The sequence below is a fragment of the Limimaricola cinnabarinus genome (genome assembly GCF_047631075.1).
Taxonomy (GTDB): Bacteria; Pseudomonadota; Alphaproteobacteria; order Rhodobacterales; family Rhodobacteraceae; genus Limimaricola; species Limimaricola cinnabarinus.
This window is the reverse complement of the sequence record NZ_JBLHYX010000003.1, coordinates 42,651-56,232: the sequence shown is the minus strand read 5'-3', so window position 1 is coordinate 56,232 and position 13,582 is coordinate 42,651. Positions and strand designations below refer to the sequence as shown.

Annotated in this window: 11 protein-coding genes; 3 read left to right on the top strand and 8 right to left on the bottom strand. The window is 69.2% G+C overall.

Annotated features, from left to right (window positions below; genetic code table 11):
* The first annotated feature begins 17 nt into the window (after window positions 1–17).
* A complete protein-coding gene (gene clpA, locus ACJASC_RS03555; protein ID WP_415143602.1) occupies window positions 18–2,348 on the top strand; it encodes an ATP-dependent Clp protease ATP-binding subunit ClpA in 2,331 nt (776 codons plus the stop codon).
* A 170-nt stretch (window positions 2,349–2,518) separates the two neighbouring features.
* Entirely contained in the window at window positions 2,519–3,487 is a 969-nt protein-coding gene (locus ACJASC_RS03550; protein ID WP_415143600.1) for a M23 family metallopeptidase, read from the top strand.
* Window positions 3,488–3,491: 4 nt separating this feature from the next.
* On the opposite strand, the gene ACJASC_RS03545 is transcribed toward ACJASC_RS03550, so the two are convergent.
* The 3 genes from ACJASC_RS03545 to ACJASC_RS03535 form a co-directional block, all read right to left on the bottom strand.
* Window positions 3,492–5,735, bottom strand: a complete 2,244-nt coding sequence (locus ACJASC_RS03545) for a peptidoglycan -binding protein (RefSeq protein WP_415143598.1) — start codon at window positions 5,733–5,735, stop codon at window positions 3,492–3,494.
* A 3-nt stretch (window positions 5,736–5,738) separates the two neighbouring features.
* Window positions 5,739–6,923 carry a biopolymer transporter ExbB gene (locus tag ACJASC_RS03540; RefSeq protein WP_415143596.1) on the bottom strand — a complete coding sequence of 395 codons (1,185 nt, stop codon included), beginning with the start codon at window positions 6,921–6,923 and terminating at the stop codon, window positions 5,739–5,741.
* Window positions 6,924–7,029: 106 nt separating this feature from the next.
* Window positions 7,030–7,575: a gamma-glutamylcyclotransferase gene (locus ACJASC_RS03535; RefSeq protein ID WP_415143594.1), complete on the bottom strand. Its 546-nt coding sequence runs from the start codon at window positions 7,573–7,575 to the stop codon at window positions 7,030–7,032.
* 64 nt (window positions 7,576–7,639) lie between these two features.
* On the opposite strand from ACJASC_RS03535, the gene ACJASC_RS03530 reads away from it, so the two are divergent.
* A complete protein-coding gene (locus ACJASC_RS03530) occupies window positions 7,640–8,608 on the top strand; it encodes a DUF2125 domain-containing protein (protein WP_415143592.1) in 969 nt (322 codons plus the stop codon).
* Here the strand turns inward: ACJASC_RS03530 and ACJASC_RS03525 are convergent.
* The 5 genes from ACJASC_RS03525 to ACJASC_RS03505 form a co-directional block, all read right to left on the bottom strand.
* Window positions 8,605–9,543, bottom strand: coding sequence for an extensin-like domain-containing protein (locus ACJASC_RS03525; protein ID WP_415143590.1), 939 nt, complete (start codon window positions 9,541–9,543; stop codon window positions 8,605–8,607). The two genes, ACJASC_RS03530 and ACJASC_RS03525, sit on opposite strands and share 4 nt — an antisense overlap.
* The gene (locus ACJASC_RS03520; protein WP_415143588.1) at window positions 9,540–10,487 is read right to left on the bottom strand and encodes a prephenate/arogenate dehydrogenase family protein; all 948 of its coding nucleotides are present in this window, start codon (window positions 10,485–10,487) and stop codon (window positions 9,540–9,542) included. Before ACJASC_RS03520 ends, ACJASC_RS03525 begins: the two co-directional genes overlap by 4 nt.
* A complete protein-coding gene (gene hisC, locus ACJASC_RS03515; protein ID WP_415143586.1) occupies window positions 10,484–11,563 on the bottom strand; it encodes a histidinol-phosphate transaminase in 1,080 nt (359 codons plus the stop codon). Before hisC ends, ACJASC_RS03520 begins: the two co-directional genes overlap by 4 nt.
* 237 nt (window positions 11,564–11,800) lie before the next feature.
* Window positions 11,801–12,421: a 30S ribosomal protein S4 gene (gene rpsD, locus ACJASC_RS03510; RefSeq protein ID WP_021694020.1), complete on the bottom strand. Its 621-nt coding sequence runs from the start codon at window positions 12,419–12,421 to the stop codon at window positions 11,801–11,803.
* 187 nt (window positions 12,422–12,608) lie between these two features.
* On the bottom strand, window positions 12,609–13,511 hold the full coding sequence (locus ACJASC_RS03505) for a lipid A-modifier LpxR family protein (RefSeq protein WP_415143582.1): 903 nt from the start codon (window positions 13,509–13,511) through the stop codon (window positions 12,609–12,611).
* Between the last annotated feature and the right edge of the window lie 71 nt (window positions 13,512–13,582).

The window sequence follows — 13,582 nt, the reverse complement described above, 5'->3', positions numbered from 1 at the left end:
CAGAGGAGCACATCATCGTGCCGTCTTTTTCGACCACTCTCGAGCAGTCCATCCATGCGGCGCTGGCTCTGGCCAATGCCCGCCGCCACGAACTCGCGACCCTCGAGCACCTGCTGCTGGCCTTGATCGAGGAGCCCGACGCCGCGCGCGTAATGCGTGCCTGCGCCGTCGATCTCGAAGAGCTGCGCAAGTCGCTCGAGGATTTCATCGAGGATGATCTCTCCACCCTCGTCACCGACGTGGACGGCTCCGAAGCCGTGCCCACCGCCGCATTCCAGCGCGTGATCCAGCGCGCCGCGATCCATGTTCAATCCTCGGGCCGCACCGAGGTTACCGGCGCCAACGTGCTCGTCGCGATCTTTGCCGAGCGCGAGAGCAATGCCGCCTATTTCCTGCAAGAGCAGGACATGACCCGCTACGATGCGGTCAACTTCATCGCGCATGGGCAGGCCAAGGACCCGGCCTTCGGCGAAAGCCGTCCCATCACCGGCGCCACCGAAAAGGACGACGAGGGCGAGACCGCTTCGGCCGGTGGGTCGAGCGAGGAAAAGGACAGCGCGCTGGCGAAATACTGCGTCGATCTCAATGCCAAATCGCGCAAGGGCGACGTCGATCCGCTGATCGGTCGCGAGCATGAGGTCGAGCGCTGTATCCAGGTGCTGTGCCGCCGTCGCAAGAACAACCCGCTGCTGGTGGGCGATCCCGGTGTCGGCAAGACCGCCATCGCCGAGGGCCTCGCCTGGAAGATCGTTGAGGGCGCGGTGCCCGAGGTGCTCTCCGAGGCCACGATCTATAGCCTCGACATGGGCGCGCTTCTGGCCGGTACCCGCTATCGCGGCGATTTCGAAGAGCGGCTCAAGGCGGTGATGACCGAGATGGAGAACCACCCCGACGCGGTGCTCTTCATCGACGAGATTCACACCGTGATCGGTGCGGGCGCCACCTCTGGCGGCGCGATGGACGCCTCCAACCTGCTGAAGCCCGCGCTTCAGGGCGGCAAGCTGCGCTGCATGGGCTCGACCACCTACAAGGAGTTCCGCCAGCACTTCGAGAAGGACCGCGCCCTGTCGCGCCGGTTCCAGAAGATCGACGTGAACGAGCCTTCGGTCGAGGATGCGGTGAAGATCCTCAAGGGCCTCAAGCCCTATTTCGAGGATCACCACCAGATCAAGTACACCGCCGACGCGATCAAGATGGCGGTGGAACTGTCGGCCCGCTACATCAACGACCGCAAGCTGCCCGACAAGGCGATCGACGTGATCGACGAGGCCGGTGCCGCGCAGCATCTCGTGACCGAGAGCAAGCGGCGCAAGACCATCGGCGCCAAGGAAATCGAGGCCGTCATCGCCAAGATCGCCCGCATCCCGCCCAAGAACGTCTCCAAGGACGACGCCGAGGTGCTCAAGGATCTCGAACCCGCGCTCAAGCGCGTGGTGTTCGGGCAGGACGACGCGATCACGGCCCTGTCCTCGGCGATCAAGCTGGCCCGCGCCGGCCTGCGCGAGCCGGAAAAGCCGATCGGCAACTACCTCTTCGCCGGCCCCACCGGCGTCGGCAAGACCGAGGTGGCCAAGCAGCTCGCCTCCACGCTCGGCGTCGAGATGCTGCGCTTCGACATGTCGGAATACATGGAGAAGCACGCGGTCTCTCGCTTGATCGGTGCGCCTCCGGGCTATGTCGGCTTTGATCAGGGTGGCCTGCTGACCGACGGCGTCGACCAGCATCCGCATTGCGTGCTGCTGCTCGACGAGATCGAGAAGGCGCATCCGGACGTGTTCAACATCCTCCTGCAGGTGATGGACCACGGCAAGCTGACCGATCACAACGGTAGGGCTGTGGATTTCCGCAACGTGATTCTAATCATGACCTCGAACGCCGGAGCCGCGGAGCAGGCCAAGGAGGCGATCGGCTTTGGCCGGGCGCGGCGCGAGGGCGAGGACACGGCCGCGATCGAGCGGACCTTCACGCCCGAATTCCGCAATCGTCTCGATGCGGTAATCTCCTTCGCGCCGCTGGCGCGCGAAACGATCATCTCGGTGGTCGAGAAGTTCGTGTTGCAACTCGAGGCGCAGCTCATGGACCGCAACGTCCATATCGAACTCACCCGCGAAGCGGGCGCGTGGCTGGCCGAGAAGGGCTATGACGAGAAGATGGGCGCGCGTCCGTTGGGCCGTGTGATCCAAGAGCACATCAAAAAGCCGCTCGCCGAGGAGCTTCTGTTCGGTCAGCTGACCAAGGGCGGCCTCGTGAAGGTCGGGGTCAAGGATGACAAGATCGTGCTCAGCTTCGAAGAGCCGGGGGCCAAGCGGCTGTCCGGCAACCGCCCGCCGCTGCTCACTGCCGACTGAGCCGGTACTTCGACGGAAACGCAATGATCGCCGCGCGGCCCCCTCCCGGGGCCGCGCGTTTCGTTTGTCACGACCCGGTGCGGTCCCCCGCAGGTTCTGGTTCCCCCCCCTGTCCCGCACCACCCTGCCCCGGCCCCACGGCCCGTCGTCCCGCTTCAAAGGAGCGCCACATGTCCCGTTTCGCCTTCGCCCTTGCCTTGGCTCCTACCGCGATCCTCGCGCAGGAGGCGCCCTTCCGCCTCGCCCTGCCGATCGACTGCACTCCCGGCGAGGACTGCGTGATCCAGAACTATGTCGATGCCGATCCCGGCCCCGAGGCCGCCGATTTCACCTGCGGTCCTCTGAGCTACGACACGCACAAGGGCACCGATTTCCGGCTGCCAACGATCGCGCGGCAACGCGAAGGGGTCGACGTCCTCGCCGCCGCTCCCGGCGTGGTGCTGGGGCTGCGTGACGAGATGCCCGACATCCTGCAAGGCTGGGACGGCGCGCCGGAGCTGGAGGGGCGCGATTGCGGCAACGGCGTCACTATCAGCCACGAGGGCGGCTGGGAGACGCAGTACTGCCATATGGCGCGTGGCTCGATCGCGGTGGCGCAGGGCGATCGCGTGGAGGCGGGCACGCGGCTGGGCGCGGTCGGGCTTTCGGGACAGAGCCAGTTTCCACATCTGCATCTTTCAGTGCGCAAGGATGGAGAGGAAATCGACCCCTTCGATCCCGAGGACACCGCCACCTGCGGCGATGCCGCGCCCGCCGACACGCTGTGGGAAGCGCCGCTGGCCTACCTGCCGGGCGGGCTGCTCGATGCGGGGTTTGCCGCCGGGGTGCCCGACTGGTTCGATATTCAGGCCGGGGAGGTCGTAGCCGAGGTCACGACCGACACGCCGCTGGTGCTCTGGGGCTATGCCTTCGGCGGCCGCGAGGGCGATGTGATGCGGCTCACGGTGACGGGGCCCGACGGTGTCGTGGTCGATAACGAGGTGCTGCTCGACAAGACGCAGGCGCAGCTGTTTCGCGCCAGCGGACGCCGCGCGCCGGAAGGCGGCTGGACCGATGGGAGCTATGAGGGGCGGATCGCCCTGATCCGCGCCGGCGAAATGCTGGACGAACGCCAGGTGCCGCTCGACATGGATGAATGACCCTTCACCGCTCGGTCAGCTTCAGCTCGATCCGCCGGTTGCGCGCGCGCGCCTGCGCCGTGTCCCCCGGGTCGAGCGGCTGGTATTCGCCAAAGCCGTTGGCGGCGAGGCGGCCGGGCGGGATGCCCTCCTCCTCGCTCATGTAGCGCACGACTGAAAGCGCGCGGGCTTGGCTCAGCTCCCAGTTGTCCCTGTAGCGGCCACCGCCCCGGATCGGGATGTCGTCGGTGTGACCATCGACCCGGATCACCCAGTCGATGCCGGGCGGGATCTCCGCGGCGATCCGACGCAGCAGCGCGGCCACCTTGGCGATCTCGGCCTTGCCCGCCTCCGACAGCGTCGCCTCTCCCTGCCCGAACAGAACCTCCGAGGAGAACACGAAGCGGTCGCCCGCGATGCGCACGCCTTCCTGTCCTTCGAGCATGCCACGCAGCTCGCCGAAGAAGTTCGAGCGATACCGCTCGAGGTTCTCCGCCTCGGCGGCGAGGCGTTCGGCCTCCTCCTGAAGCCTGAGGCGCTCATCCTCCTCCAGTTCGCGTCGCCGCCGCTCCTCTGCGGCGGCGCGGGCCAGCGCGGTGGTGAGCTGCCGACCCAGATCCTCGATCTCGGCCTCGGCCACGGCTTCGGTGGTTTCGGCCCGCCCGAGCAGGCTGCGCAGTTCGGCCAAGTCCTCGCGCAACGCCGCGACCTGCGCGTTGAGCGCGGCCATGCGGCGCTGCGCCTCGGCCGAGGCGCCCTCCTCGTCCGACAACGCGGCCCGGGCCGTGGCAAGGAGCGCCGCGCGGCGCTCGGCCTCGCTGCCTTGCCGCTCCGCCTCATCGCGCGCGGCGACAAGATCGGCCAAGGCCTGCGCCAGACGCGATTCGATCTCTGCCCGCTCCTGCTCGGTCTCGCTGCGATCCTGCGACAGGGTCTCGGCGCGGGTTTCGGCGGCCTCGCGCGCCGAGATCGCCGCCGCCAGACGGTCGGCAAGATCGGCTCGGCCGCGCTCGGCCTCTTCTCCGGCGGCGCGTGCGGCCTCGGCCTCGGCGCGAGCCGCGTCGCGGTCGAGCACCGCGGCGGCGAGCCGCGATTGCAGCTCGGCCTGCGTGGTCTCGCCCGCCGCCAGCGCCGCCTCCAATTCGGCCCGCACCGCGTCGAGATCCGCCTCGCCCGCCTCGCGGGCGGCCAGTGCGGCGGCAAGACGGGTCGAAAGATCCTCGGTCTCCGCCTCGGCCTGCACCAATGCCGCGCGGGCCTCCTCCAGTTCGGTTTCGGTCTGCTGCGCCAGATCGAGCGCGGCGGCGAGTCGGGCGTCGAGCCCTTCGCCGCTGCGCAGCGCGCGGGTGAGTGCGTTCTGGCTCTCGGAGCGGGCAAGGACCGCCTCGGCAAGCGCCCGGTCGAGATCGTCGCGCGCGGCCTCGGCAGCGGCCAGAAGCGTCAGCGTCTCCTCGGCCTCGCGCCGCTTTTCCTCAAGCGTCAGCGTCATCGCAGACAGCTCGGCATCCGCGTTCTCGAGCCGGTCGCGCAACCGTTCGGCGGCGGCGGCATCGGCCAACCGCTCGGCCTCGAGTGCGGTGATCTGTTCGGCGTCTTCGTCCCTTTCGCCCTCGAGCGCCGCGATCGTCTCGGCGGCGGCCTCGGCCCCGGTCTCCAAATCGGCGACCAGCGCCTCCAGCGCCTCGCGTCGCGCTGCCGCCAACCGCGCCGCCTCGGCCTGCGCGTCGATTTGGTCGCGCGCGGTGGCCAGCGCGAGGTTCGCCGCGTCGCGCGCGCCCTCGGCCTCGCCCGCGCGTTCGCGGGTGGTCTCCAGGTCCTGTTCGAGCCTGGCGACCCGGTCGCGCGCCTCGGCGCGATCGGCCAGAAGTGCCGCGACCCGCGCCTCGAAATCGGTGATTTGCGTCCGTGCGCCTTCGAGCGCCTCGTCCTGCGCCGCGCGCTCGGCCGAGAGCGTCGCGATCCGGTCGAGTTGCGCCTCGGCCTGCGCGCGTGCCTGCGCCAGCTCGTCGCTGAGCCCGCTGATCTCGGTGTCACGCTCGGCGGCGCGCGACCGTTCGAAACCGAGCGCCACGCCGAGCCGCTCGACCTCCTCGCCCAAGGCGTCGAGTTCGCTCTCCTGTCCGGTGATGGTGTCGCGCAGCACGAATTGCATCACCGTGAAAATCGTCAGCACGAACATCAGCACCAGAAGCAGGCCGGTCATCGCATCGACGAAGCCCGGCCAGATCGAAGACTGGAAGCGGTTGGAGTTGCGGCGCTTGAGGCCCATGGATCAAAGATCCGGATGGCCGCGCGTGGCGCGCAGGCCGCCGGGGTGGTTGGCCTCGCGCAGCACCCGGCTCAGCCCCGAGAGATCGGTGCGCAGCTCGACCAGCATCTCCTGACGCCCGGCGGAGATCTCCTCGAGAATGCGCAGAAGCTGCACGTCCATGTTGCGCAGGCGCATCCGCGTCTCGCTATCATTGCCACCCTCGGCGGCGCGGACCAGCGCCTCGTGCACCCGCTCCTGCCCCTCCGCGATGCGTTCGAGCGCGGCCCGCTCGCCTTCGGGGTCCATGCGTTCGGCGATCCGCGTCAGCGTGTCGGTCAGCGCCGCGATCCGGGCCTCGCCGTCGCGCCGCGCCTCCTGCGTGGCGCCGACGGCGGCACTCAGCCCCTCCATCCGCGCGCCCAGATGTTCGACCATCTGCGCCAGGATCCCGCTGTCGCCGCCTTGGCCCGCATGTTCGTCGCCTGATGCATAGCCGAGCCGGGTGATGGTCGAGAGCCATTCCTCAAGCTCGCGGTAGAACCGGTTCTGGCCATGCGTGGCGAAAAGCTCCAGAAGCCCAACCACGAGCGACCCCGCGAGGCCCAGCAGCGAGGAGGAGAACGCCGTGCCCATGCCGCCGAGCTGGGTCTCGAGCCCCTGTTGCAGCCGCCCGAAGATCGCGCTGCCGCTTTCGCCCTCGGCGGGGTTGAGCGAGCGGATCGTCTCGACGAGGGCCGGCACCGTGGTGGCGAGGCCGTAGAACGTTCCGAGCAGGCCGAGGAAGATCAGCGTGCTCGCGAGGTAGCGCGTGATCTCGCGCTCTTCGTCGATGCGCTGGGCCACCGATTCGAGGATCGAGCGGGCGCTGTCGGGCGAGATGTGCCGCCGCAGCCCGCGCGAGCGCAGCAGTGTCGCCAGCGGCAGGAGCAGCCCCGGCGCGGGGCCGATGCCCTGTGGATGGCGCGCGAAGGTCTCGATCCAGCCGACCGAGCGGATGAGCGCGATCACCTGCCAGAAGCAGGCCAGCACGCCCAGCACGAAGAAGGCCGAGATGGCGCTGTTGAGCCAGGGGTTCGACAGGAAGATGCCGCGCAGCACGTCCCAGCCCAGCACCAGCCCGGCCGCGACCAGGCCCAGCGCCAGCAGCATCGACAGGATCTGCCGGACCGGTTGGGAGAATTGCGGTTTCGCCTCTGGCTGCCTCATGCGGGGCCATGTCCTCGTGGTTGTGACGTGTGAACCATAAGGATCGCGGCGGCAGGAGGCCAATGGCCTTTCACGGCAGCGCGGCGTCCTGTGGCGGCGCCGCCTCTCAACTGCCCGCGCGCAGCGTCTTCACCCGCTCGACCAGCCAGTCGAGATCCGGGTCATGCACGCCCATCTCGGTCAGATGCGCGGAGGTGTTGAAGAGGTATTCGTCATTGGGCCCGCGCCCGCCCACCGCCCCCGCGATGCGCCGCGCCTGGGTTTCGAGATCGAGCGAGACGTATTGCTCATGCGCGGGGTCGATCACGTAGGTCAGCGCCTCGACCACCCGCCCATCGGTGAGCGCCAGAGGCTGGTGCGTCTCGATATAGGCCGAAGAGACCAGTTCGCGTTCGCGCAGCATGGCAATCACCGTTTCAGTCTCGGCCTCGGGCGCGCGCAGCGCCAGACCGGTGCAGACCGACCCCAGCGCACGGTCGAGCGCCAGCACGAGGCCCGGCGTCTCCGGCGTGCCCCGATGGTGGATCGACGACATGCAGAAGCTGCGGTGCCAGCCGTCGAGCCGGGCCACCACCACTTCGCGCGGCGTGAATCCCGGATTCCACAGAAGCGATCCGTAGCCGAAAACCCAAAGCCCAGTCTGGTCGGTCATGCTGGCCCTCCTAGCTGCCCCCCTGTAGATACCCGATCCTGAGCGGGCGAAAGGGCCTAGATACATGCGATTCATCCTCATCCTCGTGGCGCTTCTCGCGCTGGCCTTCGGCGGCTGGTGGTTCTGGGGCAGCCGCGCCGTCGACGCGCGGCTCGCAGAGCTGACGCAGGAGTTGCGGGTAGCGGGCTGGCAGGTCGATTACGCCACCGATGGCACGGAAGGCTTTCCCTACCGGTTCGATCTGGATCTGCGCGAGCTGTCGCTGGTGTCGCCCGACGGCGTCTTCGGCTGGCAGAGCCCGCGGCTCAGGGTCGTCGCGCAAAGCTATCAGCCGAACCGGCTGATCCTCGCGGCGGACGAGACACACCGCGTCTCGATCCCGGGTCAGGACCTCGACATCACCGTCGCGGGGCCGCGCGCCTCTGGCGCGGTGGAGATCGGCGAGACGCTCCCCCTCACTGAATTCACCGCCGAGGCCGGGGATCTCGCGGTCGCCTCGTCGCAAGGCTGGGAGACCCGCGTGGCCAGCTTGCTGGCGGCGCTGCGCGCAAGCGGCGGCGTGAACGGCTATGATGCCTATGCCAAGGCGACCGATGTCGCAGTGCCGCAGATGTGGCGCGCGGCGTGGGACCCGTCGGGCCGCCTGCCTGCCGAGATCGCGGCGCTGACCCTCGACGCGGAACTGGGGTTCGACGCGCCGCTGACGCTTTCGGGCGCGCCTTCGCGCATCAAAAGCATCGACCTGAGTGACCTGTCGCTCGACTGGGGCCCGGTGAGGGCGCGGGGCAATGGCGCCTTGCAGGTCGGCGCCGACGGCGTGCCCGAAGGCGAGGTGTTGCTGGAGATCACCGGTTGGGAGACGCTTCTCGATCTCGCGGCGCAAGCGCGCGTGCCGCTGGCCGAATCCTCGCTGCTGCGCGGCGCGCTGGGCACGATGGCCCAAGGCGACGTGCTCAGCGCGCCGATCACCTTCGCGAACGGGATGATGCGGCTCGGCTTCATCCCGCTGGGGCCTGCGCCCCTGTTGCGCTAACGGCAGTAGGGGCTTCGGTTCGAGGCGGTATCGAAGTGGAAATGGTCCCGATGCGCCGCGTTGGCGTCGGGGCCGAGCACGGTACCGAAGGGACCGCAGGCGGCCTTGTGCAGATCGCGCAGCGCCGGCCCCGCGCCACGGCTGTTCCAGTCCGACTGCACCGAGACCTGACGCCCGTCGCGCAGGCCCAGCGCGGTGATGTCGATGGCGCGGCCGAAAGCGTGTTCGGAGAGCTGCGCGCCTTGTTCGTTGTTGCGCGAGCGGCAGACATAGCTTCCGGCGGTGCGCAGCACGGCAAGGCCGCCGCCGGTGGCCGACAAGGCCGGCTTGGCCGACTGGCCAACCCATTCGGCCAAGGCCCGCGCCGTGTCGCAATCGACCACCGCCACCGGCAGGACCTTCACGCCATGCACCGCCGTAATGCGGACCGGGGCCTCGATGCCGCAGGCCCCCGCCCCGTTGACCGGGGCGATGCGCGCGCCTTCGAGCCCCGGCACGCCGCACAAGGCCCCCGCCGCGTCGGCGGGCGGCGGCGTGCGGGCGGCGGGGGCCGAGACGGCTTGCGACCGGGCCAGCGACGCGGCGATAGCGGCGGGGCGCTCTTCGGGGCGCGAGGCGGTGGAAACCGCCTCCGGCGAGGCGCTGGCGATGACAGCGGCGGGGGGGACCGGTTTGGGCGCGTCCGCCGGCACCGAGGCCGGGGCCGCTGTCGAGGCGAGGCGCGCGCGGGGCCGCGAGACGGTCAGCGGTTGGCCCGTCGCCCCGGCGAGCTCGGCGACAGGGATCTCAGCCGGCGCATCGGCCGGGATCTCGGAAACGGTCTCGGCGGCGCGGCCCACGGGACGGGTGGCGGTTTCGGGCGCCAGATCCTGCGCCGGCAGGACCACGGGCCATGCCAGAAGCAGCGCAGCCAGCGGCCAGCCGGCCCGGCTCATCCCCGGCCCTCCGATTTTTCGGCGCGCGATGCGCCCCGGCCGAAATCCGGGGCCGCAGTGTCCTGCCCCGCCTCGATGATGCCGCGACGGATCGCTCGGGTGCGGGTGAAGTAGTCATGCAGATGATCGCCGTCGCCGGTGCGGATGGCGCGCTGCAGGGCGAACAGCTCCTCGGTGAAGCGCCCGAGGATTTCGAGCGTCGCCTCCTTGTTGGTGAGGAACACGTCGCGCCACATGGTCGGGTCCGAGGCGGCGATGCGGGTGAAGTCGCGAAAACCCGCGGCGGAATACTTGATGACCTCGCTGTCGGTCACGCGGCGCAGGTCGTCGGCGACGCCGACCATGGTGTAGGCGATGAGGTGCGGCGTGTGGCTGGTTACGGCGAGGACGAGGTCGTGGTGATCGGCATCCATCACGTCGACATGCGCGCCCATGCCTTCCCAAAGCGCCGAAAGCCGCGCCGTGGCCCCGGAATCGGTGTCCGGCGTGGCTGGCACGATCAGGCACCAGCGGTTGTCGAAAAGCTCGGCAAAACCCGAACGCGGCCCCGAATGTTCGGTCCCCGCGAGCGGATGGGCGGGGATGAAATGCACGCCTTCGGGGATGTGCGGCGCGACGGCTTCGATCACCGACTTCTTGACCGATCCCACGTCCGAAATCGTGGCGCCGGGCTTCAGCACGGGCGCGATCTCCTTGGCCACGGCGCCCATCGCACCCACTGGCACGCAGAGCACCACCAGATCGGCACCCTCCGCGGCCTCGGCCGCCGTCTCGCAGACCCGGTCGACGAGGCCGATCTCGCGCGCAACGGCGCGGGTCTCGGCCGATCGGGCATGGCCGGTGATCTCGCTCGCGAGGCCCGCGCGACGCATCGCATGCGCCATCGACGAGGCGATGAGGCCAAGCCCGATCAGTGCGACGCGGTCATAGACCGGCGCGCTCATGCCGCGCCCTTGAAGCGGGCGATGGCGTCGATCACGCGCGTGCAGCCTGCTTCGTCGCCCACGGTGATGCGCAGCGCCTGCGGAAGGCCGTAGCCGTCGACACGGCGCACGAGAATGCCTTCCGCGCGCAAGGCGTCGTCGCAAGCCCCGGCCTCGGCCTCGTCGGCGAAACGTGCCAGCACGTAGTTGGCGTGGCTCTCGTCGCAGGCGATACCAAGGCCCAAGAGCTTGTCGCGCAGCCAGCCGCGCAGCCGCGCGTTCTCGGCCCGGCAATGCTCGGTGAAGCCCTCGTCGCGGATCGCGGCCTCGGCCACCGAGAGCTGGGTGCTGGAGAGGTTGAAGGGCTGCCGCACGCGGTTGAGCACGTCGATGATCGCGCGTGGGCCATAGCCCCAGCCGATCCGGAGGCCGCCGAGGCCGTGGATCTTGGAGAAGGTGCGGGTCATCACGACGTTGTCGCGCGTCTCCACCAACTTGGCGCCGCCATCGTAGTCTTCGGCGAACTCCACATAAGCTCCGTCGAGCACGAGGATCACCTGATCGGGGATCGCCTCGGCCAGTCGCGCGACCTCCGTGATCGGGATCATCGTGCCGGTCGGGTTGCCGGGGTTGGTGAGATAGATGATGCGCGTACGATCGTTGCAGGCGGCGAGGATCGCGTCGACATCGACCACACGCTCGCGCTCAGGCACCTCGATCGGGGTGGCCCCGGCCGCGCGGGCGAGGATCGGATACATGGCGAAGCCGTGCTCGGTGTGGATTACCTCGTCACCGGGGCCCGCATAGCATTGGGCCAGGAATTGCAGCACCTCGTCGGAGCCGACGCCGCAGATGATGCGCTCGGCATCGAGTTCGCGGATCTCGGCGATGGCGGCGCGCAGTTCGGCGTGGTCGGTCGAAGGATAGCGGTGCAGCGTCGCGGCCGAGCGTTCCAGCGCGGCCAGCGCGCGGGTGCTGGTGCCGTGGGGGTTCTCGTTGGACGAGAGCTTGAGCGGGCTGGCATGGCCTTCGAGCCTGCTCTGTCCGCCCACGTAGAGGGCGATGTCCATGATGCCGGGTTGCGGGGTGATGGTCATTCTCTGCGCTCCTGTCGACCGGGCCTCCATAGCCGGGGCCGGTCATGGTTTCCAGCGTCATGCGCAGCACTCGCCCCTGCCCGTCAGCGACGTGCCGCCGCAGCCGTCGCGACGACCAAGCCGCAGCGAAGGGCGGCGTTTCACGAATGGGCAATGGTCGGATCGCCCCACCCGCATGCGCAAAGGGCCGCGCGGTCTCCCGCGCGGCCCCTGCCGTCCCTCGATCCGTTGTTCGGATCAGTTCTTGGCGTAAAATTCGACGACGAGGTTCGGCTCCATCACCACCGGGTAGGGCACGTCGCCCAGCGCCGGGGTGCGCACGAAGGTCGCGGTCAGCTTGGAGTGGTCCACCTCGAGGTAGTCCGGCACGTCGCGCTCGGGAAGCTGGATGGCCTCGAGGATCACGGCGAGCTGCTTGGACTTGTCACGGACGGCGATGACGTCGCCTTCCTTGACGCGGTAGGAGGGGATGTTCACGCGCTTGCCGTTCACGGTCACGTGGCCGTGGTTCACGAACTGGCGGGCGGCGAAGACGGTCGGCACGAACTTGGCGCGGTAGACCACGGCGTCGAGACGGCGCTCGAGCAGGCCCACGAGGTTCTCACCGGTGTCGCCCTTGACGCGCTCGGCTTCGCCGTAGATGCGGCGGAACTGCTTTTCGGTCAGATCGCCGTAGTAGCCCTTGAGCTTCTGCTTGGCGCGCAGCTGGATGCCGAAATCCGACAGCTTCTGCTTGCGGCGCTGGCCGTGCTGACCGGGGCCGTATTCGCGGCGGTTCACCGGGGACTTCGGACGGCCCCAGATGTTTTCGCCCATGCGGCGGTCGATCTTGTACTTGGCAGAGGTGCGTTTGGTCACTCTCTGATCTCCTTCTGTCGGCCCGAAGAGCCATGTCTCGAAGGGCGTTGTCCTCTGGGACGGCTCGCGCCGCCTCCCGACAGGGATCCCCTCGCGGGGTCCGCCAACACCAATGAAAGTCCCGGGACACGAGGACCCGGGACGGGCGGCTTATATCCCCCGCAGGCGCGGAGTCAACCACCCCGCTTTAATAGCCGAATTCGAGCTTGAGGGAGCCCAGAACCTGCGACTCATGCTGGCCCTCGAACTCCTCGGACAGCCAGCTCAGCCCGTAGAACAGCCGCGTTTGCGCCTGCGGTTGCCAGTGCAGGCCGATCCGGGCGCGGCGTCGGTCGCGCGTCTCGCGCCTAGGCAGGAACACGCTGTCACCCGCCCATGCCGTGTCGGCACCAACCACCAGCGAGAGGCCGGTCGTCTCGGCCTCGATGCCGCGATAGGGCTGGCCCGTCACCGGATCGCGCAGCCACCGGTCGCCATGGCCGATGCCGCCCCAGATCGCGTCGACGCCGAGGCGCGCGATCTCCTCGGAGCCGGATTCGGCGGCCAGAAAGGGCCGCAGGGTCAGACCGGGGGCCATGCGCCACGGCCGGACCACCTCGCTCTGGGCATGCAGGTGCAGCGCGTCGCCAAGCTGCCGGCCGATGCCACGCGGTGGATCGAAGCCGAGGATCTCATGCGCGCGCTCCTGAAACGCCGAGACCCCGGTCGAGGGACCGATGGCGATGACCTCGCCGCCAAGGCTGGTCTCGAAAGGCCCGAAGGACTGGTGGGCAAAAGCGCCGAAGGCCACGAGCCCGGCATAAGGCCGGTCGTCGCGCCCGTCGCGGGTGCGGGCGGGGGCGATCACCTCTGTACGAAACCGAAGCTCGGTGATCGCATCGGGCGCGGGCGGCGGCGCGCCGTCCCAGCCCTGCCCGCGCAGCATGGACAGGGCGAAGGACCCCGAACGCCAGCGGTCATGACCGTCGCCCGCATAGTCGTTGGAAAAGACCCGCCCCCAGCCGAGCGTTTCGGCCGCAGCGAAGGCCGGGACCGTAGCGGTGAGACCGAAGGTCAGGGCGAGGATCAGGGCGAGGATCAGGGCGCGCATCCGGGGCTCTCCGCTGGGATGCCCCCGGTCTAGCCGCCGCCCTGCCCCGTGCGCCAGCCCCGGCCCGACGC

Excerpts from the sequence above, each read along its gene's own strand:
- ACJASC_RS03505 (WP_415143582.1), bottom strand. The coding sequence starts at position 13,511 with ATGCGCGCCCTGATCCTCGCCCTGATCCTCGCCCTGACCTTCGGTCTC.
- ACJASC_RS03545 (WP_415143598.1), bottom strand. The coding sequence starts at position 5,735 with ATGGGCCTCAAGCGCCGCAACTCCAACCGCTTCCAGTCTTCGATCTGG.
- ACJASC_RS03530 (WP_415143592.1), top strand. The coding sequence starts at position 7,640 with ATGCGATTCATCCTCATCCTCGTGGCGCTTCTCGCGCTGGCCTTCGGC.
- hisC (WP_415143586.1), bottom strand. The coding sequence starts at position 11,563 with ATGACCATCACCCCGCAACCCGGCATCATGGACATCGCCCTCTACGTG.
- ACJASC_RS03540 (WP_415143596.1), bottom strand. The coding sequence starts at position 6,923 with ATGAGGCAGCCAGAGGCGAAACCGCAATTCTCCCAACCGGTCCGGCAG.
- ACJASC_RS03525 (WP_415143590.1), bottom strand. The coding sequence starts at position 9,543 with ATGAGCCGGGCCGGCTGGCCGCTGGCTGCGCTGCTTCTGGCATGGCCC.
- ACJASC_RS03550 (WP_415143600.1), top strand. The coding sequence starts at position 2,519 with ATGTCCCGTTTCGCCTTCGCCCTTGCCTTGGCTCCTACCGCGATCCTC.
- ACJASC_RS03535 (WP_415143594.1), bottom strand. The coding sequence starts at position 7,575 with ATGACCGACCAGACTGGGCTTTGGGTTTTCGGCTACGGATCGCTTCTG.
- ACJASC_RS03520 (WP_415143588.1), bottom strand. The coding sequence starts at position 10,487 with ATGAGCGCGCCGGTCTATGACCGCGTCGCACTGATCGGGCTTGGCCTC.